The 22514-nt window shown below is 41.0% G+C and carries 19 protein-coding genes; 9 read left to right on the forward strand and 10 right to left on the reverse strand.

Annotation, left to right across the window (positions count from 1 at the left end; all coding sequences use genetic code 11):
- Positions 1 to 423 precede the first annotated feature (423 nt).
- Positions 424 to 1656 (reverse strand): tyrosine--tRNA ligase, encoded by a 1233-nt coding sequence (gene tyrS / locus F887_RS17865; RefSeq protein WP_155757575.1) that lies wholly within the window; start codon positions 1654 to 1656, stop codon positions 424 to 426.
- Positions 1657 to 1717: 61 nt separating this feature from the next.
- Here tyrS and F887_RS17860 point away from each other — a divergent pair, with 61 nt between their 5' ends.
- The gene (locus F887_RS17860) at positions 1718 to 2851 is read left to right on the forward strand and encodes an anhydro-N-acetylmuramic acid kinase (protein ID WP_005290569.1); all 1134 of its coding nucleotides are present in this window, start codon (positions 1718 to 1720) and stop codon (positions 2849 to 2851) included.
- Between the two features lie 49 nt (positions 2852 to 2900).
- Here F887_RS17860 and erpA read toward each other — a convergent pair whose 3' ends face one another.
- The 5 genes from erpA to F887_RS17835 form a co-directional block, all read right to left on the reverse strand.
- Positions 2901 to 3236: an iron-sulfur cluster insertion protein ErpA gene (erpA, locus tag F887_RS17855; protein WP_005186235.1), complete on the reverse strand. Its 336-nt coding sequence runs from the start codon at positions 3234 to 3236 to the stop codon at positions 2901 to 2903.
- Between the two features lie 122 nt (positions 3237 to 3358).
- The gene (locus tag F887_RS17850) at positions 3359 to 4363 is read right to left on the reverse strand and encodes a putative solute-binding protein (protein WP_005290573.1); all 1005 of its coding nucleotides are present in this window, start codon (positions 4361 to 4363) and stop codon (positions 3359 to 3361) included.
- Between the two features lie 288 nt (positions 4364 to 4651).
- Positions 4652 to 5659: a putative solute-binding protein gene (locus F887_RS17845; protein WP_032863037.1), complete on the reverse strand. Its 1008-nt coding sequence runs from the start codon at positions 5657 to 5659 to the stop codon at positions 4652 to 4654.
- Between the two features lie 217 nt (positions 5660 to 5876).
- Positions 5877 to 6878 carry a putative solute-binding protein gene (locus F887_RS17840; protein WP_005290578.1) on the reverse strand — a complete coding sequence of 334 codons (1002 nt, stop codon included), beginning with the start codon at positions 6876 to 6878 and terminating at the stop codon, positions 5877 to 5879.
- Between the two features lie 204 nt (positions 6879 to 7082).
- Positions 7083 to 8090 (reverse strand): putative solute-binding protein, encoded by a 1008-nt coding sequence (locus tag F887_RS17835; protein WP_005290580.1) that lies wholly within the window; start codon positions 8088 to 8090, stop codon positions 7083 to 7085.
- A 213-nt stretch (positions 8091 to 8303) separates the two neighbouring features.
- Between F887_RS17835 and F887_RS17830 the strand changes: the two genes are divergently transcribed.
- The 4 genes from F887_RS17830 to F887_RS18580 all read left to right on the forward strand — a co-directional run bounded on the left by F887_RS17830 (position 8304) and on the right by F887_RS18580 (position 12673).
- Positions 8304 to 10226, forward strand: a complete 1923-nt coding sequence (locus F887_RS17830) for an ATP-binding cassette domain-containing protein (protein WP_005290586.1) — start codon at positions 8304 to 8306, stop codon at positions 10224 to 10226.
- Between the two features lie 329 nt (positions 10227 to 10555).
- Positions 10556 to 11113 (forward strand): VTT domain-containing protein, encoded by a 558-nt coding sequence (locus F887_RS17825; protein WP_005146304.1) that lies wholly within the window; start codon positions 10556 to 10558, stop codon positions 11111 to 11113.
- A gap of 242 nt (positions 11114 to 11355) precedes the next feature.
- Positions 11356 to 12513 (forward strand): PepSY-associated TM helix domain-containing protein, encoded by a 1158-nt coding sequence (locus F887_RS17820; RefSeq protein WP_005290588.1) that lies wholly within the window; start codon positions 11356 to 11358, stop codon positions 12511 to 12513.
- Positions 12497 to 12673, forward strand: coding sequence for a hypothetical protein (locus F887_RS18580; protein ID WP_005290591.1), 177 nt, complete (start codon positions 12497 to 12499; stop codon positions 12671 to 12673). Before F887_RS17820 ends, F887_RS18580 begins: the two co-directional genes overlap by 17 nt.
- A 32-nt stretch (positions 12674 to 12705) precedes the next feature.
- Here F887_RS18580 and gyrB read toward each other — a convergent pair whose 3' ends face one another.
- The 4 genes from gyrB to dnaA form a co-directional block, all read right to left on the reverse strand.
- Positions 12706 to 15174, reverse strand: coding sequence for a DNA topoisomerase (ATP-hydrolyzing) subunit B (gene gyrB / locus F887_RS17815; RefSeq protein ID WP_005290594.1), 2469 nt, complete (start codon positions 15172 to 15174; stop codon positions 12706 to 12708).
- A 46-nt stretch (positions 15175 to 15220) separates the two neighbouring features.
- On the reverse strand, positions 15221 to 16303 hold the full coding sequence (gene recF / locus F887_RS17810) for a DNA replication/repair protein RecF (protein WP_005290596.1): 1083 nt from the start codon (positions 16301 to 16303) through the stop codon (positions 15221 to 15223).
- A gap of 27 nt (positions 16304 to 16330) precedes the next feature.
- Entirely contained in the window at positions 16331 to 17479 is a 1149-nt protein-coding gene (dnaN, locus tag F887_RS17805; RefSeq protein ID WP_005146294.1) for a DNA polymerase III subunit beta, read from the reverse strand.
- A gap of 286 nt (positions 17480 to 17765) precedes the next feature.
- Positions 17766 to 19160, reverse strand: coding sequence for a chromosomal replication initiator protein DnaA (gene dnaA / locus F887_RS17800; RefSeq protein WP_005290600.1), 1395 nt, complete (start codon positions 19158 to 19160; stop codon positions 17766 to 17768).
- Positions 19161 to 19830: 670 nt separating this feature from the next.
- On the opposite strand from dnaA, the gene rpmH reads away from it, so the two are divergent.
- Genes rpmH through yidC form a run of 4 tightly spaced genes read left to right on the forward strand, consistent with a single transcriptional unit; the run spans position 19831 to position 22481 of the window.
- The gene (gene rpmH, locus F887_RS17795; RefSeq protein ID WP_000831329.1) at positions 19831 to 19965 is read left to right on the forward strand and encodes a 50S ribosomal protein L34; all 135 of its coding nucleotides are present in this window, start codon (positions 19831 to 19833) and stop codon (positions 19963 to 19965) included.
- Positions 19966 to 19992: 27 nt separating this feature from the next.
- Positions 19993 to 20388 (forward strand): ribonuclease P protein component, encoded by a 396-nt coding sequence (gene rnpA / locus F887_RS17790; RefSeq protein WP_004656857.1) that lies wholly within the window; start codon positions 19993 to 19995, stop codon positions 20386 to 20388.
- A gap of 9 nt (positions 20389 to 20397) precedes the next feature.
- Positions 20398 to 20718, forward strand: coding sequence for a membrane protein insertion efficiency factor YidD (gene yidD, locus F887_RS17785; protein WP_005146289.1), 321 nt, complete (start codon positions 20398 to 20400; stop codon positions 20716 to 20718).
- 5 nt (positions 20719 to 20723) lie between these two features.
- The gene (yidC, locus tag F887_RS17780) at positions 20724 to 22481 is read left to right on the forward strand and encodes a membrane protein insertase YidC (RefSeq protein WP_005290605.1); all 1758 of its coding nucleotides are present in this window, start codon (positions 20724 to 20726) and stop codon (positions 22479 to 22481) included.
- Positions 22482 to 22514 lie beyond the last annotated feature (33 nt).

The following is a 22514-nucleotide window of genomic DNA, read 5'->3' on the forward strand; positions in this document are numbered from 1 at the left end:
CGAGAAATTTCTACCATTCAATCAATGAAATATTTTCGATTGATCAACCAGTAAAAATCCACACAAGTTGTTCTTCTATTCTCTTAATGATCTTCTCGATGATTCGTCATCATCAAGCTAGGTCGGCTATATTACTCTAAATTTCTTTAAAGTCAACAGGTAATTTAGATATTTTCAAAACTTATTCTCAAACCCAAAAATTTAACCCTTAAGCCAAATCCTTGTTTCTCAACAAGTTTTTATCTGCATCACCGCCGATGGATGTGCATTCTACAGCATTTCCAACCAGACACAACCCCATTTTTTATTATTTTCTTTTGCATGTTTCTTTTTTCTACAAAACCAGTGTTTTCGTTGTTTTTATCAGCTATTTACGTATAAAAAGCAGGCTCATGGCCTGCTTTTTATTATTTTCTTTTCGATTTAATCAGTGAAAGTCACTCGTGCAATCGCTTTTTTGCCTGACTGAATGATTAAAGTGACATTCTCTTTTACAGAGAAGCTCATATCAACCACATTCCAATCGACTTTTACTGCACCACGACCAACTGCATCTTTTGCAGCAGCAGCATTCGGGTTTAAACCAGCTACACGCAGAATGGTTGCAATAAATAACTCGCCACCAAACTCACCACGAGAAATCGTCACTTCTGGTGTATCTTCTGGCACTTCACCTTCAGTGACACGGTTACCTGCACTCTTATGTGCATTTTCAGCCGCTTCTGCATCATGGAAACGTTCAACCAGCTCAAGTGCCAAGATCCGTTTGATTTCTTGCGGGTTGCGACCTGCAGCCATTTCATCAAGCAAGACTTTGATTTCATCAAGCGATTTAAAGCTAAGTAGATCAAAATAACGCTCAATCAAGCTATCTGGCATTGACAGAATTTTTTGGTACATCGCGCCTGGCGTGTCAAATACACCAATATAGTTGCCTAAAGATTTAGACATCTTATTGACGCCATCTAAACCTTCAAGAATCGGCACAGTGATACACACTTGTGATTCTTGACCGTAACGACCTTGTAAAGTACGCCCCATCAACAAGTTAAAAGTCTGGTCTGTTCCGCCTAATTCGACGTCTGCCTCAAGTGCAATCGAATCGTAGCCTTGTACCAATGGATACAAAAATTCATGAATCGCAATCGGCTGATGGTTGCTATAACGCTTGGTAAAGTCATCACGTTCTAACATACGTGATACGGTTTGCTGGCTTGCCAATTGAATGAGATCAGCCGCAGATTTTTGATTAAACCATTCCGAGTTAAAACGAACTTTGGTTTTATTCGGATCTAAAATTTTAAAAACTTGTTCTTGATAGGTTTTCGCATTGGCAATCACTTGCTCTTGTGACAACGGCGGACGGGTTGCGCTTTTACCCGTTGGGTCACCAATCATAGCGGTATAGTCACCAATCAAGAAAGTAACTTCATGTCCCAAATCTTGAAAGGTTTTTAATTTATTAATTAGAACCGTATGTCCTAAGTGTAAATCAGGAGCCGTTGGGTCAAAGCCTGCTTTTACACGGAGTGGACGATTCTCTTTCAGTTTTTTAAGTAAATCTTCTTCAGAGATAATCTCGTGCGTGCCTCGTTGAATGAGAGCAAGCTGTTCTTCGGCTGGCAAGAAATTTGACATCACAAAACCTAAACACATCAGTTATTCAATTTGTGCGATATACTAACATTTTTTCAGCATCTTGCAGGATAAGTTGTATATGAGCGCAATCTATATTGGTGTAATGACAGGCACGAGCATGGATGGTGTTGATATTGTTGCAACTTCATTCGATCCTTTAACACTGCATGCTACGCTGACTGTACCTTTTGAGCCTGAATTACGCGATGAATTGATGGCATTAACGCTTCCAGACGACAATGAAATTGATCGTATGGGTAAAGCCGATGTCGCTTTGGCGCAAATGATTGGTCATGGCATCAATGAATTGATTGAAAAGAATAATTTAGATCGTACTCAAATTAAAGCCATTGGTTCGCATGGACAAACCATTCGCCATCGTCCTGAACACGGTTTTACCTTACAAATTGGTGACCCCAATATCATTACCGAAATCACGCAACTACCCGTTGTGTCTGATTTCCGTCGTCGTGATATGGCAGCAGGTGGCCAAGGTGCGCCTTTGGTGCCCGCCTTCCATCAAGCCTTATTCCTACATGACAGTATCCACCGTGTCATTTTAAACCTAGGTGGAATTGCAAACGTCAGTATGCTGCCTGCAAATGATTTAAACGGTGTATACGGCTTTGATACTGGCCCTGCCAACATTTTGATGGATGCATGGTGCCATCGTCACACCGGACATCCTTATGATGAAAATGGCGATTGGGCGGCGTACGGTAATCCAGTGCGTTCATTATTAGATCGTTTACAGACCCATGAGTTTTTTGCCAAAGAACCCCCTAAAAGCACAGGACGCGAAGACTTTAATCTGGAATGGCTCGATGAACAGCTGAGTGATTGGCGCAGTGGTTTAGAGTATGAAGAATTAGAAGATACGCCAGAGAATATTCAAGCAACTTTAATGAAACTCACCACACGTGCGATTAAGAAAGCAATTTATCGTAGCAAGGAATGGATGCCGACAGGTGAAATTTATGTCTGTGGTGGTGGTGCCTATAACTCGCATCTACTTGAACAACTGCGTTGGCGCCTACGTAAACATAATTGGTCCGTGCAAACAACGGATGCGCTTGGCCTAGCACCAACTTGGGTGGAGGCAACTGCTTTTGCGTGGCTGGCGATGCGCTTCGTACAACAGCTGAGTGGCAATTTACCCGCTGTGACAGGGGCAGCTGGGGATCGTATCCTTGGAACAATAACCACGGTATAAAGCAGAAAAGCTTCTCAATTGGAGAAGCTTTTTTTATATCTAGAATCTGTTAGATCGAGAACGATGAACCACAGCCACAGGTTGTCGTCGCATTTGGGTTCTGGATCACAAAGCGTGAACCTTCCAGTCCTTCAAGGTAATCAACAACTGAGCCGATCAAATACTGGTAGCTTAAAGAATCGACCAACATTTTTACATCGCCATTCATGAACTCAGCATCATCTTCATTGACGCTTTCAGCGAAATTAAAGCCATAAGAGAATCCTGAACATCCACCACCTGTTACATAGACACGTAACATAAGGTCGTTATTCCCTTCACTTTCGCGCAGTTGGCGAACTTTTTTGGCAGCATTATCTGACAATTCTAGAGCTTGGGCGTTCATGATGCACATTCCTCAGACTTCAATACGTCTTTAATAAATAAAAGACCTGATATTTAGTATAGCATACTCAATATCGGGTCTGTATTTGAAGTTTAAAGTCCTGTTAATGACTTTTTACAAGATTATTTATAGTTCTCATCTTGTAGACCACATTCAAAGTTCTTTGCATCTTCGCGGCAACGGAATTGCCATAACAATTTCATCATTCGCTTGTCATAAATGCCTTTTGCAGTCAGATTAATACGAGCTTCGCGCATCAACTTTTGATAGCCTGGTTTGTCAGACGCTGGTACTTCCATCCAATATTTTTGTGGAATATCTGCTTTCATTTTCCCAAGAATCGTAAATGCACGTGGTAACTGTGCTTTGACCCATTCTCTTGATTTTTGACCAAAACCAGCAGGGAATTTATCTGGATGAATAATTAAATTACCTGTCACTTGTAGAATTGGGTAATTCACAATCGCACCTTTGGTCCCCAAGCCCTTATACAATTCTAAAGGTTTGAATGCTGCCGCTGGCGCGCCAATAATATCGACCTGACCATTGTTAAACTTTGCACCAAAGTTGGTGATATCTGAACTGACCGCTTGTGCACCGACTTGCGAAGCCATAATTTTTTGGGCTTCGTCATAATCTAAAACGGCGATTTTCTTGCCAGCAGCTTTAGCCACCGTATTGATATTACGGTCATTGACCAGCAAATAGGCATCGCCAACAGGAATAACCCCAACGACTTCATATTTACCATTCACCATCGCTTTGGCAAAAGCTGGACTCGCCAAACCTTGCATCACCTTCACAGCAAGCTTAAGGTCGGTAATTGCACCGATCGCATCCAATGATCCAGTAAATGGGTTGAACTGGCGACCACGCATACCTGTGATACTGACGCCATCACATTTACCCGCTTTAAAGTCTTCTGCGATTACAGCTTCATTGGTCGCGACTTTTAGTTCAATATCAGCACCCCATGTTTTTGCGGCAAGCTGATAATCCTTCATTAATGCATAGACATCGCCACTTTTACCCACGATATCGAATACACAAATTGTTTGTTTTGCCTGAGCGCCTACAGATACCGCAGCGATACCTGTTGCGAGTAATAATGTTTTAAACCATTGCATTTTATTTTTCCTTTGCATCTATGCTGATTGTTGTTGCATCGCACCCAAAAATTAAAGAATTACCTTACATCCTGCTCTGGGTTTTCAAATGAAAATATGTTTTTGTTCAATCATGTCCAATCTTCCCGATTAAAACATATTTTAAATCTTCAAGATTTCATTTGGCTTTTTATATATGAATATGATTACGATCTTTCAAAATAAAGACAATGACTCAAATGACAAAGCCTAAAAAACAAAAAGCCTAGATGAATCTAGGCTTTAAGTGTGATATATCGCAATTACTGATTATTCACCAGGTAATGCACATTCAAAGTTTGCTTTATCGACTGAACAACGCGCTTTTTTCAATACAGACATCATACCAGCATCGTAAATACCACGTTTAGTCATTTCTAAACGGCCATCACGCATTAATTTTTGATATTTCAATTTGTCTTCAGGCGTTAAATTCATTTTGTATTTCGCTGGGATTTCAGCTTCATAACGCTTGATCATTGCAAAGCTCTTTGGAAGTTGCTTCACAAAGTAATCACGCGATTTTTGACCAAAACCTGCTGGGAATTTTTCTGGACGTAAAACCAGATCCGCTGTTACTTGGAGTACAGGGAAGTTAAACATCGCACCGTTAGTACCCAAACCTTTGCTTAATTCTAATGGCTTGTAGGCATAAGCAGGCGCACCAACCATATCCACTTGACCATTGTTAAATTTAGCAGCGAAGTTAGAGATATCAGAAAGTACGGCTTGCGCGCCTACGCGTTGTACCATGATTTTTTGTGCATCGTCATAACCCAATACTGCGAATTTTTTACCCGCTGCTTTTTCAATTGAGTTAATGCTCTTGTCACGTACGAAAATGTATGCCGCACCCAATGGCGCAATACCACCGATTTCATACTTGTTACCACCCAAGTTGGTGGTCATTTTTGCTGCATTACGTGCATCTAATACATACGTAATCGCACGTTGAGCGATTTCATTGCTTGGTGCACCGCCCAATGAATCCACTGAACCAGCAAACTTGTTATATGGACGAGCACGCATAGCGGTCATTGCAACAGCAGCACATTTACCCGCTTTAAAGTTGTTGTCTGCAACCTGTTCATCCGTGATTGCAAGTAGATTGACTTCAGCGCCCCAGCCTTTCGCTGCGAGTGCCCAGTCTTGCATCATTTTGTATGATTCACCTGACTTTCCTAATAAGTCGAATACACACACGTCAATTGCTGCTTGAGTAGAAGCAGATACACCTAAGATCGAAGTTGCTGCAATAGCAAGTGCAATTTTTTTCATATTTTTCATCCCTTCACAAACTTTATGTTTGTCTCCTTGTTCGAAGCAAATATTAATCATGTTTTCTGAAAAAAAATAGAGCTTATACTCTATTTTTATATCTGGTTTGTATATTTTTTACCCTGTTTTATCTATTTCTATTATTTTCATAGGCAAATTTGTTATATATGCCTACCTTTGTTTATAGATTTATTTTTTTGTACTGCTGTTCTCCTTGTTATTCACCACTCAAAGTACACTCAAAGTTTGTCCGTTCAACCGTACAACGGGCACGCTTCAGTACATTCATCATACTAGCATCGTACACGCCTTGCTTGGTTAAATTCATACGACCATCACGTAACATTTTTTGATAACGGACTTTATCTTCGTTCGACAAGGTAATTTTTTTCGCGTTCATTCCTGCTTCTAAACGTTGCACCATGGCAAAGTTACTTGGCAATTTATTGACGAACCATTGTCGAGATTGTGGACCAAATCCATTCGGGAATTGGCTTGGACGGATAATCAAGTCACCAGTAATATTCACCACAGGAAAATTAAACAGCGCGCCATTGGCTAAGCCTTTACTAATTTCGAGCGGCTTATAGGCATATGCGGGTGCTGCAATCACATCCACCTGACCACTATTAAATTTTTTCACAAAATCAGAGATATCAGATGGGACAGCGACCAGATCTATGCTTTCAACAATGGTTTTTTGTGCTTGATCATAATGTAAATACGCAAATTTTCGGCCTTTGGCTTTTTCAATGGTATCGATCTTTTTGTCGCGAACAAAGATATACGCCAACCCCACTTGGATAATCCCTGCGACTTCAAATTTATCACCATTGACCGTTGCGGTTAGACGATGTTGATTGCGTTTATCCAGTACATAAGTAATCGCCTTTTGTGCAATGGCATTACTGGTGACTGCGCCAACCGCATCGACAGAACCTGCAAATTTATTATATTTACGTGCACGCATGGAGGTCATATACACGCCATCACATTTGCCTGCATCGAAATCTTTTTCCGCTTTTTCTTCATCTTGATAAGGAATTAATTCTACATCACCTTGCCATGTTTTAGAGGCAAGCTTCCATTCTTCAATCAGTTTATAAGACTCCCCAGCCTTACCCAATAAATCAAAAACACAAATTTGTTGTTTTGCCTGTACAGGAGTAGTCATGACAAATAGAGCCGCAGCACTCAATGCCCAAAGTCCTTTTTTCATCTCGTTTTCCCTTATTTTACTATCTTGCACAATTTTCCATCAGTGCTCGATAAATATAGTCAGCTTTTGCCTAAATGCATAGCGCTTTTATATACATACATCGGGTTTTCATTGGTTTTAACAATCTTGATCACATTTTAATTTTTTAGGCCAATATCGACTCAAAAGGAAGATGGTGAACATCTTACCCCTCTGTATCTGAGTTTATTCACCACCTAAGGTACATTCAAAATTGGTCCGATCCACGGTGCAACGCGCACGTTTGAGTACGTTCATCATGGTGGCATCGTAAATACCACGTTTGGTCAATCCCATTCGTGCTTCACGCAGGATTTGCTGATAACGGGTTTTATCTTCAGTGCTGAGATTCATTTTGTATTTGGTGGGCAATTCTGATTCAAGACGTTGGATCAGAGCAAAATTGGTATTGAGACGACCTAAGAACCATGTACGGGAGTTTTGCCCAAAATTACTGGAGAATTTTTCAGGGCGAATAATCAAATCCATGGTCATATTCACAGCGGGAAAGGTAATAATCGCTCCATCATTGCCCAATCCTTTATGCAACTCTAATGGTTTATAGGCATACGCGGGTGCAGCCATAATATCGGCCTGTCCATTATTAAACCTTTTGGCGATATCAGACACATCGGCAAGGACCGCTTGCCCTCCCAAACTTTTGACCACAATTTTTTGTGCTTCATCATACCCAAGCACAGCAAATTTCTTGCCTCTGATTTGCTCAATGGTATTCATTTTCTTGTCTTTGACAAAAATATAAGCCAAACCAATTTGCGAAATTCCAGCGACTTCATAGTTTTCATGATCCACAGTACTGATTAAACGGCGCTGATTGCGCTTATCCAAAGCAAAACTAATCGCTTTCTGTGCAATGGCATAACTCGGAACAGCACCAATGGCATCAATTGAACCTGCAAATTTGTTATAACGGCGTGCACGCATGGAGGTCATATACACGCCATCGCATTTGCCTTGTTCAAAATCATTTTCAGCCAGTGCTTCATTCTGGTAACTGATCAAATAACTATCACCACGCCAAGCTTTCGCTGCTAAAGCCCATTCCTCCATGGCCTTATAAGCCTCTCCTGATTTGCCAAGCAGATCAAAAACACAAATCTTGGTCGCTGCCTGTGTTTCAGTATGCGCGCCCAAAAACAGCATTGCCCCCAATGCAAGAATTCCCTTCTTCATCCTTAAATCCTATTGCTGTACTTTTAGCCTAATTACTTATTTTTTCATATAATTTAAATGATAATCTGATTCACGTCACAAAAATAGAGCTTTTGCTCTATTTTGTAATTAATTGAGCTGCTCAATCCAAACAACTTGATCTTCAATATAAAAATTTGCATTCATGGGCGATCACCTTAAAATGCAGCTATCTATTCGCTATTTTGCATACTCATGATCCAGTTTGACCAAGTTTCATTACGCCGCGGTGGGCGTGTTCTGTTCCAAAAAGCATCGATGCAGCTCCATCCAGGTTGGAAAATTGGTCTCACAGGGGTAAATGGTGCAGGTAAATCAACTTTATTTGCTGCATTTCTGGGTGACTTGGTCGCAGATGAGGGCAATCTGACCCGCCCAGCAGTCTGGACTGTTGCGCATATGGCGCAAGAAATTAAAGCCTTAGAAATGCCAGCGATTGATTTTGTCTTGTCTGGCGATGAAGAATATTGGGACATTCAAGAAAAATTAGCGCATCCAGATCAACTCAGTAATGATGAGTTGGCTCAACTTCATGGCCGTTTTGATGAAATTCATGGCTATGCTGCGCCTGCCAAAGCTGCACAACTTATGGCTGGACTCGGTTTTCTGGATAATCAAATCCGTTTAAATGTGGCGAGCTTCTCTGGCGGCTGGCGTATGCGTTTAAATCTTGCACGTACCTTGATGAGCCGTTCAGACTTCTTATTACTGGATGAGCCAACCAACCACTTAGACTTAGATGCAATCTTGTGGTTAGAAGACTGGCTTAAAGCGTATGAAGGCACACTGGTTCTAATTTCACATGACCGTGATTTCCTCGATGCCATTACTGACCATATTCTGCATATTGAAAATCAGGAACTGACGCTATATACGGGCAACTATTCAACCTTTGAAACCACACGTAGCGAACGTTTAGCACAACAACAACAAGCGTTTGAGAAACAGCAAGAAACGCGAGCACATTTACAGAAATTTATTGATCGTTTTAAGGCAAAAGCGACTAAGGCCCGCCAAGCACAAAGCCGTATCAAGCAACTTGAGCGGATGCAACAACTTGCTCCCGCACATGTCGATACACCGTTTACCTTTAGTTTCCGTGAACCGACCAAAATGAGTTCACCATTGCTAAGTTTAGATGCAGCCACGATTGGTTATGGCGATAAAATGATTGCCGAAAAGATTCGTCTGCAAATCACCCCAAGTTCACGTATCGGTTTATTAGGGATGAATGGTGCAGGTAAATCAACGCTGATCAAAACTTTGGTCGGGGATTTGCCACTTTTGGCTGGTGAACGTAAGGCTTCTGAACTGCTCAATATTGGTTATTTTGCTCAGCATCAAATGGATGCATTAGATGCCAATGCCAGTCCAATGCTGCAACTGGCCCGTATTGCCGACAAAAAAATCAGTGAAGCTGCATTACGCGCCTTTCTAGGTGGATTTGGTTTTAGCGGTGAACGTATGGACACACCGTGTGAAAGCTTCTCTGGCGGTGAACGCGCGCGTCTCGCTTTGGCCCTTATTGTATGGTTACGTCCGAATGTTTTGATCCTAGATGAGCCAACCAACCATTTGGATTTGGATATGCGCCATGCCCTAACAATGGCATTGCAAGATTTTGAAGGGGCTGTAGTTCTGGTTTCGCACGAACGTCAGTTGATTGCTAGTGTTTGTGATGACCTGCTGTTAGTTCATGCCGGTCAATGCACTGAATTTGAGGGTGATTTGCAAGACTACGCCAAATGGTTACGTGAAGCACGCCAGCAACAAATCAATGCGCAGAATGCATCACAGCAGCAACCAGTAAATACCCCAGCTGGAAAAGTTGACAAAGAAGCGCAACGTAAAGAGACTGCCCGCCGCCGTGAATTGACTCGTCCAATTCGTAAAAATATTGAAAAAGTCGAAGCTCAAATTGAAAAGGTTCAGCCTCGCTTAGCCGAAATTGAACATGCGTTGGCAGACAGTGCACTGTATGATGCCAATCGCAAAGATGATTTGATCAAGCTGATGAATGAACAAAATGAACTGAAGGCCAAGTTGGAACAGTATGAAGAACAGCTGTTAGAGCTGATGATGGAACTGGAAGAATTAGAAGGTTCCTTTACTGACTAAGTTCGGAATTGATCCATACATGCTCATTTGTAGCATGTATGGATCAAGCGTATACCTTCAAATAATCCTTCATTAGTTTGATCTAAAAGGGATGCAGATACTTAAAAACACTATGAATATCATTAAAAGTGTCATGAATTTGTCGATAATTTAAGATAAGGTAAAAATTGGAATTTTCTCAGAAAATTGAGCTTTAGCTTCAGGCTCGATATACTCGGCTCCCACTGTTGTATAGTTATCACTAACGAATGAATCCTGAGGGTTAAATTCATTTCACATTTTTTGTACTTTAATTTGGTGAGTACTCTATTTTGGATTATACAAACTGAATGAATTCTTTAGATTTTATTTTTAATTTTGAACATATTTTGCCTGTCTTGGTTCAAGAGTATGGCCTATGGATTTATTTCATCCTTTTTCTGATTATTTTTTCAGAAACCGCCTTTGTTTTTATGTTCTTTTTACCGGGCGACAGTCTGTTATTGACAGTGGGGGCATTATGCTCCGTGGTTGAAATCATGCATCTTGGCTACATGATCAGCTTACTGTTTTTCGCCGCAGCATTGGGTTATATGGTGAATTACCATATTGGCCGTCATTTTGGCGATCGTATTTTCAATGTCAAATCACGCTTTATCAAGCAAGAATACCTGCAAAAAACCAATGTGTTCTTCTTAAAGCACGGTGGGAAAACCATTCTACTGGCTCGCTTTATTCCTTTTGCTCGTTCATTTGCGCCGTTGGCTGCAGGTTCAAGCAACATGAATTATAGCCACTTTGTGGTGTACAACATTTTAGGCGCTTTGCTCTGGATTAGTGTTTTGGTCACGGCAGGCTATTTGTTTGGTCACGCATTAATTCAAGTCAGTGACTTTGTTGAAAACTGATCAACTATTTGGCTAGTCATCATTTCCTGACTCATTCAGCTCAAACTTAAATAGACCATTGATAGGTAGTCGATTTCATCGGCTGCCTTTTTTAATCATTTTATTCCGTGTAAGGTTTCACGTGGAACGTAAAAAACAATCGTAAATAGTAATGAAAATAATTATCAATAAAAATAGAATCACTTTATAAAAACACGAATCTTAAGGAAGCCAATGTACTCACCTTCATTGGAAAGCCGGTTATGAAGCAAACAGCAACTGCCATTAAAAAAACCAACTCGCGCTGGTTTCGTATCAACTTATGGATTCATCGTTGGGTCAGCTTAGTGATCGTGATCCCCTTTGCGATTTTATCCATCACTGGGGTGATACTGATTTTTCATGAGGAAATCGATCATGCGCTTGGTGTTGAACCGACAGCCCTACACTCCTCAATACAGCAACAACGACCGTTAGCCGATTCAATTGCGACAGCACAGAAAACTTATCCCAATGAGCATATTATCAGTACAGGCTACGATCCTGAGCATCATCCAGGTGTGTTATTGATTGGTATGGCCAAACCAGAGCAAAGCTTTGAACAAGCACGCTGGTTATTTGCCGATATTGGTTCTGCGACATTGATTCAGCAACCGAATGAACGGGATACCTTAACGGGCTTCTTACTGGAACTGCACGCCAACTGGTTTTTAGGTTTTATTGGACAATTGATTGGTGCATTGATTGCATTTTTAGTGTTCTTATCACTGGTTTCAGGATTGGTGGTCTATGCCCCTTATGTGAAAAAATTCTTTTTTGGCATTATCCGCATTGGCAAAGGTCAACGCTTGTTACAGCTCGATTTGCATAATTTAATCGGTTCCGCGATTTTAGGTTGGGCTTTGGTGGTGACCTTGACAGGTTTTTTACTCGGCTTTGGTACGGTTGCGATTGGGGTGTGGCAAATCACTGAACTAAAAGCCCTCCAAGACAAATATCAACATGCCAGTGTGATTCATCCAAACTTAAGCATTGATCAGGTTTATGCGGCTGCACAGAAAGGTGAAGTCGGTTGGCACCCCACCAGTGTGTTCTACCCAAAAACAGAATATTCAACTCAGGGGCATTACATGGTTCTGCTGCAAGGCAATGAGGGCTTACAGGAAAAAATGCTGAAAGTCGCCTTAGTCAATGCTGAGACAGGACACGTCGATACGGTTGAAGAATTGCCCACCTATCTGAAAGCCATCTTACTGTCACAACCTTTGCATTTTGGCAATTACGGCGGCATGCCTTTAAAGATTTTGTGGAGTCTATGTACCCTACTCACCTTATTTATCACTCTAAATGGTGCATGGTTATGGTGGGCAAAACGTCAGCAAAAAAGCCTAAAAGGAGTCAATAATGCAACTGTGGAATAAGTTAAGTTTCTTATGGCTACTGGCTTTGTGCAGTATTTTAGGAATTATTGGAATGTTGCTGATGGATGGTATTGCGGATGTTATTTTTCTAATGATCACCCTGCTGCCCCTGTTGGTTGCAGGATGGAGAGCTTATCTTTTACAGCGTGGTAAAAGATAAGCCATTTTATTTGGTATTGATGCCTAAATTAATTAAGCATCAATATCTGCATTTAATGCATTCTCTTCAATGAAGGCACGACGTGGTTCTACATCATCACCCATCAAGCATGAGAACATACGATCCGCTTCAATCGCATCATCAATGGTCACCTGCAACATATTGCGGTTTTCAGGATCCATCGTGGTTTCCCACAGTTGCTCAGCATTCATCTCACCCAAACCTTTATAGCGTTGGATCATCATACCGCGACGTGAGTCTTGCAAAATGTGCTGCCACACTTGATGGAAATTGCTGACTTGGATGCGACGCTCACCTTTTTGTAGATAAGCCCCTTCTTCAATCAGCTTGAACCAGCTCTTAGAGTTCTTCAGTAAACGTGCGTACTCAGCAGAATTTAACAGACCCGCATCGAGTAAATAAGAATGCGGTAAGTTATGCACATAGACCGTAACACGTGGCCAATAATGCGCTGATTTCTCACCTTGTGCATTTTCACGCTCAAACGATTCTAATGTAATCTCAGGGCGTAAACTTGGTTGTAGCGTTTCAATCGCAACACGTAATTGCTCAGCCCATGATTCGACATAGTCACGTTCATGGTTGTGATCTGCTTTAAATGCATCAAGCTCAAGCAAACCATCCAACAAACTTGCAGGATAACGTTGAGTGAGACGCTGTAAGCTCTTTTGCGACACTTGATAATCAGCAATGACACTTGCGATTGCCGTGCCAGTAATCGCAGGTGCTTCAGCACTGACATGTAAAGCCAGTTCATCAATCGCGTTTGAAATCAGGAAGGTTTCAAGTGCATCATTATCTTTGATGTACTGCTCTTGCTTGCCTTTTTTCAACTTATACAATGGCGGCTGTGCAATATAAATATATCCACGTTCAACCAATTCTGGCATTTGACGGAAGAAGAAGGTCAATAACAAGGTACGAATATGTGAACCATCCACGTCCGCATCGGTCATGATAATGATTTTGTGATAACGTAATTTGTCTGGATTGTATTCTTCACGCCCAATCCCACAGCCCAAAGCGGTAATCAAAGTTCCCACTTCCTGACTGGAAATCATCTTGTCAAAGCGCGCACGTTCAACATTCAGTATCTTACCTTTCAACGGTAAAATTGCCTGCATTTTACGGTTACGACCTTGCTTGGCACTACCGCCCGCAGAGTCACCCTCGACCAGATAAAGTTCAGACAATGCTGGATCTTTTTCCTGACAGTCCGCCAATTTACCAGGCAGACCAGCGATGTCTAATGCACTCTTACGGCGTGTCATTTCACGTGCTTTACGTGCCGCATCGCGCGCACGCGCAGCATCAATAATCTTGCCAGCAATCGATTTAGCCGCTTGCGGATTTTCCAACAAATAGGCTGAAAATTCTTTATTCATGGCCTGCTCTACAGCAGGTTTCACTTCACTTGAAACCAATTTTTCTTTGGTTTGTGATGAGAATTTCGGATCTGGCACTTTCACTGAAATAATTGCAGTTAAGCCTTCACGCGCATCATCACCTGTGACAGCAACTTTTTCTTTCTTAAGAATATTTTCACTTTCAAGATACTGGTTTAAACCACGGGTTAACGCCGCGCGGAAACCTGCAAGGTGTGTACCACCATCTTTTTGTGGAATATTGTTGGTAAAACAGCGAACGTTTTCTTGATAACTTTCATTCCACTGCAATGCAACTTCAACAGCAATGCCGCTATCGGTGTCACTAGTGAAATGGAAAATCTCATTTAAATGGGTTTTACCTTCGTTAATATATTTAACGAACTCAGATAAACCACCTTCATAAGCATAGATATGTTCGAAGTTTACACGCTCATCGCGCAATACAATTCGCACACCTGCGTTTAGGAAAGACAGTTCTCTTAAACGGCGAGCCAAAATATCGACATTGAAAATCGTTTGGCTAAAGGTGAGTTCACTCGGCCAGAAACGAACCGTTGTACCTGACTTATCTGTTTCACCCACAACTTTTAATGGATATTGCGGATCGCCATGCGCATATTCTTGCTCATGGGTTTGACCTGCACGATGGATGGTTAAATGCAATTTTTTAGACAGCGCATTTACAACCGATACACCGACACCATGCAAACCACCAGACACTTTATAGCTGTTGTCATCGAACTTACCACCCGCATGCAGGATGGTTAGAATCACCTCTGCCGCCGACACCCCTTCTTCAGGGTGTATATCGGTTGGAATACCACGGCCGTTATCAGATACGCTGACCGACTCATCTTCATGAATCGTGACTAAAATTTCATCACAGTGCCCAGCTAAAGCTTCATCGATGGCATTATCCACCACCTCAAACACCATATGGTGTAAACCTGTACCGTCATCGGTGTCACCGATATACATCCCAGGACGTTTACGAACCGCGTCTAATCCACGTAATACTTTAATACTAGAGGAATCATAAGCCTTTTCATTTGTTTGTTCTGTTTGAGAGACTGATTGAGACTCTGAACTCATGGTTACTCCCTAGTAATATTGATCTATTTAAAGATGAAAAATAAAATTATGGTGCAGCAAGACTGACTTGACCGTGAACAACATGGAATAATTGAAAAGAAATCGACAAATCCTGTAAGTGTTTTAATACCGACGCATGGTCTAAGGTGGTCATAAAAACTTGACTTCCTAACTGACTCAATCGCTCAATTAAACGCTGTTGTGCAGTCTCATCTAACTCTGCTGTCAGATCATCTAATAATACCACAGTTTCCTTATTACTCGCATGTAGCATTGCAATTTGTGACAGTTTTAATGCCATGATTAACAACTTTTTTTGCCCACGAGATAACACATCATCGGCATTGCCAAAAGGCGTTTTTAAACGTAAATCAGCACGATGCGGACCATACTCGGTATAGCGCCGATCAAGGTCTTTTTGATGCTGCTGAATCAAGTCCTGCAATAGGCCTTGCTCAGTATGAAAGCCAGGATTGTATTCCAGTTCTATCTCAAGATTGGGTAAAAGTTGCTTTAAATCTTCATGGAAAAATTGGTTCCATTGCTCAACAATACTGACCCGTTGTGAGTGCAGCATTTCGCCATAATCACTCAGCATTTTATTCCAAGGCTCTAAATCAGCCAAAGTTAGATTACGTCGTGTCTTGAGCAAACTATTACGTTGTTTGAGTGCGCGAGAATAGTACTGCCATGCAAAATAGAATTCAGGTTCCACGTGGAACATTAACCAGTCTAATAACTGTCGTCTTGGCTTTGCGCCATGATCAATAATATCGGTGCTTTGTGGATCGATATGTTGTAACGGCAATAATTTTGCCAGTTGACCTTGGGTTGCAATGGTGTCGCCATTGACTTTAATCACCTGTTCGCCCGAAGCCAACTTTTGCATACCAATACGTTCACTGGCCGATTGCGCAAAAACAATCGCATCCCCTGCTTCATATTGAATGTAATGTTTTGGTATATGGGTGCGAAATGAACGGCCTGTTGCCAGTAAATGAATCGACTCTAGAACTGAAGTTTTTCCAGAACCATTTGCGCCGTAAAAAATATTAAACGGTTGCAACTCATGGAGTGCAACCGTCTTTAAATTACGTACACGTTCGATATTTAAACGCGTGATTTGCATGCTTTAAAACTCAAACATCAATCGTCATTAAACTCGCATTGGCATCACGACATAAGTTTGATCAGGATGCGCTGGATCTTGAACAAGCACCGATTGATTGGCTTCACTCATGCTCATTTTCACGTCATCACCATCCAGTACACCAAGTACTTCAAGGATATATTGCGCATTAAATGACATTTCTAAAGGTGCATCTTGATATTGAATTGCAATATCTTCGACCGCCTCATCCTGTTCTGGGTTATTGGCACGCAACTGCAATGAATCTTGATTGAAATTCAAGAAAACACCACGAAGTTTTTCATTACTTAAAATAGCAACACGTTGTAAAGATTGCTTGAATACATCATGAGCAATAAAGACATGCTTATCACCATTTTTTGGAATCACACGGCGATAATCAGGGAACTTTCCATCGATCAACTTGGTGGTGAAACGCACGGTAATATCGCCCTGTTCTTTATCGCGGCTTGGCGTATTAATGGTGACATTCAACAATTCACGTCCAATCAACAGGGTCAACTGTTCATCTTCAATACTCAATAAACGTTGTAATTCGCCAACTGCCTTACGCGGAACAATTGCCTGCATCGGTGATGCTGCTGTTGATGAGGCCAATACTTCACACAAAGCTAAACGATGTCCATCAGTCGTTACTGTACGCAATTGATTTTGATCAATTTCCAGTAAAGTACCAGTCAAATAAAAACGAACATCCTGTACAGCCATTGCAAAGGCTGTTTTTTCAAATAATCGCTTCAATTCGCGCTGCGTTACCTGAACTTGTGTACCCTGACTATTTTCAGTGGTTAGCAGTGGATAATCTTCAGCAGGAAGCGTACCTAAAACAAAACGGCTATTGCCCGATTTTAAAATACAGCGTTGGTCTTCTGTAATTTGCAGATCAATCAAGGCAGCTGTTGGAAGGGATTTACAAATTTCGACTAATTTACGTGCAGGAACTGTTGTTTCACCTGCCTCTAAACAAGCACCATCAGCTAACGTTGTGCTTGCAACCAATTCAACTTCTAAATCAGAACCCGTAATCGTTAAGGCCTGTTGGGTGGTTTGAATTTTGACATTTGAAAGAATATTCAAGGTATGGCGACGTTCAACAGCCCCCACCACATGTGATAAAACATTGACTAAACTTTCTTTAGCGATTTTCAAACGCACGATTTTATTCCTCTTACAACAGAAGCTGATATGAATGTTAGCAGTGTACTATGCTGCACTTAAAAGCAGTTTGCAACTCTGAAAGTAGGGTCTATAGACATTTAATCGCCCAATTCACTTTTGCTGATTCAAGTAAAGAAGGTTGTGCCTTGTTTTTGCATGAAAAATCGCTAAATGAGACTAAGGCTATATTGAACAGCTTGCCAAAAAATAGATATTTACTGGGCTGATTGTCTTCATTCAGCCCTATTTTCATCACAAAGATTAAATATCACGACGCCCAAGATTAACTTTGCAGCAAACGAAGCAAATTTTTATAGTCTTCATTAAAAATTGGATCTTCTTCACGCAAACTCGTGACTTTTTCACAAGCATGCATCACGGTACTGTGGTCACGACCACCAAAGGCCATTCCAATTTCAGGAAAACTGTCTCCAGTTAATTCGCGTGCAAGCCCCATAGCTAACTGACGCGGGCGTGCATAAATACGGGTACGTTTTGGTCCAACCAATTCTTTGAGTGGGATGCGGAAATATTCACTCACCACACGCTGAATATTTTCCACACTAATGGTCCGTGCACGAATTGCCAAAACATCTTTTAAAGATTCACGCACCACATCGAGGTCAATGACGGTACCTTTGAAACGTGAAATCGCCACCACTTTATTGAGGGCACCTTCAAGCTCACGCACATTGGCAACAACTTGTTGAGCAATAAATAAAGCACAGTTACGAGGTAAATCAACGCCACTATTTTCAGCTTTTTTCAGCAAAATTTCGATTCGAGTTTCAATATCTGGTGGCTCAACACCAACAGATAGGCCCCAAGAAAAACGAGAGACCAAACGTGGATCAAGTTCAGTGAGTTCTTTTGGATAACGGTCTGAGGTTAAAATAATCTGTTTAGATTCATCAAGTAAAGCATTGAAAGTATAGAAAAATTCAACCAAGCTTGCTTCTTTACCAGCAAGTAAATGAATATCATCGACCAATAACAAATCTAAAGAACGACAATTTTTCTTAAACTCTTCAACCTTACCCTTCTGTAAAGAACTCACAAAGTCTTGTACAAAACTTTCTGAAGTCATGTACATCACACGCGCATTGGGCTTTGCTTGTAATAACGCATTCCCCACTGCTTGCATTAAATGTGTTTTACCCAGACCAGTTGGACCATATAAAAATAGAGGATTGTGCTGCGATGCACCCAATTGGGTTAAAACCTTACGGCATGTTTCAGCAGCCATCTGGTTTGATCGGCCTTCTACAAAAAGTGAAAAGGTAAATAAGGAATTTAACTGTCTTTTCTTGGGTATTTTGCTGACATTCTGATTGGGTTGTACCAAATCCGATTCTTTTTTTACTTTTGTTGGAACAGAAACTTGTGTGGTTAAAGCAGCTGTCGTAGTTGCAGGTTGCTCATGAGAAGACAAAATGGTCCCTGGACGCGAATCAACCAAGATTTCAACCTGACGTACTCGACCTTCTGATAATTGCTCAGCAAGAATAGAGATCAACTCTAAATGGTTGTCTTGAATATAACGAGTCCAATAAGGATTGGGTGCATATAAACGCATCACACCGTCAACTTCTTCAGCAACCAAAGGACGAATCCACATCGCAAAGACGTTGTCAGAGAGCTCTTGTCGCAAGCGAGTTAAGCAGTCTGTCCAGAGCATGTGCATCCCCTATATATCCATTTTTAAATTCAAAAACAAAGAAATCACCAGCCCCATCTTTCGAAGGGGTCGCCATTCTAACCAAGTTATCCACATCTGTCAGGCAAATTTATGAGACTTTTGCTGAAAAAGAAAGCAATCGTTTATAAATTCAAATTTAAAACCACATGTGCATAACTTTTTGCACAAGCTGTGGATAGTTTTAACCGTCAAGTTATCCACAAACTATAAAAATGATAAAAACATGGTTATCCACAAAGTAACTATATGTTTATTTATAAAAAAACACGCCTTTCCACAGAATAAATCCACTCTAATAGTAATAAATTTAAATTTTAAAATTTGAATTTACTTATAAGGTTCACTCGAATTGTGGATAACTGAGCATATCGAAATTTAAATTCAAAATCCAAGAATTAAATTTAAAATACAAAATGAATTGTTGATAAGCTTGTGATTAAGGTGTGAATATAACGTAATGTTGATATAATTTAAATAGATAGCATGTGTATATTTTTTGTTTTCAACTCAACAGATAAAGTTCGCCTTTCTCTACTGATGTCAAACAGAACAAACAAAATGTAAAGATTTTGATTTTCCATTGACAGACTGAGCTTTGCACCATAAAATCGCGGACCTTTATAGAAAGATCATTTTTGGGAGTTTCGATATGAAACGTACTTTCCAACCATCTGAATTAAAGCGTAAGCGTGTTCATGGTTTCCGTGCTCGTATGGCAACAAAAGCTGGTCGTCAAGTTTTAGCTCGTCGTCGTGCAAAAGGTCGTCATAGCTTAACTGTTTAATACTGTTAAGCTGACCAGACTTGGGTGATGACACTTTACAGTTTTGGCACTGAATCTCGTATTCGTTGTGCTGCAGATTATAAAAGTGTATTTGATGGTGCGCTTTTTAAAGTGCATCAGCCCCATTTCCTTTTTTTAGCAAAATTAACCGAACAGCCGAAAAGCCGTTTGGGTATTGTTGTTGCTAAAAAAAAGGTGCGCCGTGCGCACGAACGAAATCGAATAAAACGTCTTGCTCGGGAGAGCTTTCGCTTACATCAAGCGCAATTTAATGCTGATATCGATATTGTGGTGATGCCTAAAGTTGGTATAGAAGCAATCGCAAATCAAGAATTACATCAACAATTAGATTTTGCTTGGCAAAAATTACAACGCTTAGCAAAGAAGCATTCTAAAGTCGTTGTGACATCCCTCCAAAATTAGAGATCTCCAATGGTACGTTTACTACATTGGTTGATAAGATGTTACCAAATCGCAATTAGTCCCTTATTGGGTCCTCGTTGTCGCTATATTCCCACTTGCTCTCAATATGCAATTGAAGCACTGCAGACACATGGTGCAGCAAAAGGTGTATGGCTTTCGACTAAGCGAATTTGCCGTTGTCATCCTTGGGGTGGTTCAGGCTATGATCCGGTCCCACGCAAAGCACTTCGTTTTATTTCGTTTCATCAAATAGATTCTCAAATGCATCACGTTGCTGTACCCTTTCGTGATCGTTTATTCAAGCAAAATCTCTCTAACCATTTGGGATAATAGATATGCAACAATGGGCCAGATTTGCAATTCTTGGAGCCATGTTTGTTACCGCATATTTGCTTATTTTGGCTTGGCAAAAAGATTACGGTCATACGACACCAGCTCCGCAACAACAAGCGGCTGTTGTAAGTGCGCATGACGTATCAGCAGATTTGCCAAATGCTCAAAATGCAACAGCGGCTTCAGACTTGCCACAAGCAAATGTGACTGCATCACAAGCCACAGAAACACCTTCTGTGAGTCAGCAATTGATTTCAGTACAAACTGATCTTTATCATCTTTGGATCAATCCAAAGGGTGGTGATATTGTTCGTATTGAATTGTTAAGCCACGATGAAAGCAAAGACAGCGAAAAACCTTTTGTTATGCTGGAAAGTGATGCGAAACGTACTTACGTCGCTCAATCTGGCTTAATTGGTTTAAATGGACCTGATAGCAGCCGTAGTGGTCGTCCAATGTATGATGTTGAAAAAACAGCATATACTTTGGCGGATGCAAAAAGCGTCGCATCGAAAGATGGCAAAACACATCAAGTTTTGACTGTGCCGTTGGTATTTAAAACACCAGAAGGCGTAGAAGTGATCAAATCGTTCACCTTCACGCAGGGTGATTATCCGATTACGGTAAAACACCAAGTCATTAACCGTAGTCAGCAAAACTGGCAAGGTCAAATGTTTGGTCAGTTAAAGCGTGATAATTCAGACGATCCAGGTAAATCTTCGCAAGGTATTTTCACTTTGGGAACCTATCTGGGCGGCGCTTGGGGTGCACCAGATGCACACTATAACAAGTTAAAATTTACCAATTTTAATGATGAAAAACTGAATGTTGATGCAAAAGGTGGCTGGGTTGCTATCGTTCAGCATTATTTTGTAAGTGCTTGGATTCCTGGGAATTTAAAACTTACTCAAGCTGATGGTCAACCCTATGTTGCTAAGCTGGAATCTCGTCAGTCTGCTGATCACATGAATATCATGGGCTTCACTTCTCCAGTGATTAATGTACCAGCGGGTACGTCAATGGAAGTGGATGCTAAGCTTTATTCTGGTCCAAAAGTTCAGTCTGAACTGAAAGACTTGGCGGATGGTTTAAACCAAACTGTAGATTATGGTTGGTTATGGCCGATTGCTAAATTGTTATTCTTAGGTTTGCAATTCTTCCATAACATCATTGGTAACTGGGGCTGGTCAATTATTCTATTGACGATCTTGGTGAAACTGATTTTATGGCCACTTTCTTCAAAAAGTTATCGCTCAATGGCGAAAATGCGTGTGATTGCACCTGAAATGCAACGCATGAAAGAAGAATTTGGTGAAGACCGTATGCGTTTCTCACAAGAAATGATGGCCTTGTATAAGCGTGAACAAGTCAATCCATTGTCTGGTTGCTTACCGTTATTATTACAAATGCCGATTTTCTTGGCCTTGTACTGGGTATTGATGGAGTCTGTTGAACTCCGTCATGCACCATGGTTAGGCTGGATTCAAGATTTATCAGCAATGGATCCATGGTTTATCTTGCCGTTGATCATGGGTGTGACCATGTTCGTTCAGCAAATGTTGAACCCACAGCCAACGGATCCAATGCAGGCAAAAGTATTCCGTATCATGCCAATCATGTTTACGGTATTCATGTTGTTCTTCCCTGCGGGCCTCGTGCTTTACTGGATCGTCAACAACAGTATTACCATTTTGCAACAATGGTTTATTAACAAAGGTGTCGAAAAAGACCGTCTCAACAAGGTTGAGCCTAGCGCTTAAGTTCGAACTTTTACTGAATAAATCCGCTTAAGA

It is taken from the genome of Acinetobacter sp. NIPH 2100, assembly GCF_000369805.1.
Lineage (GTDB): Bacteria > Pseudomonadota > Gammaproteobacteria > Pseudomonadales > Moraxellaceae > Acinetobacter.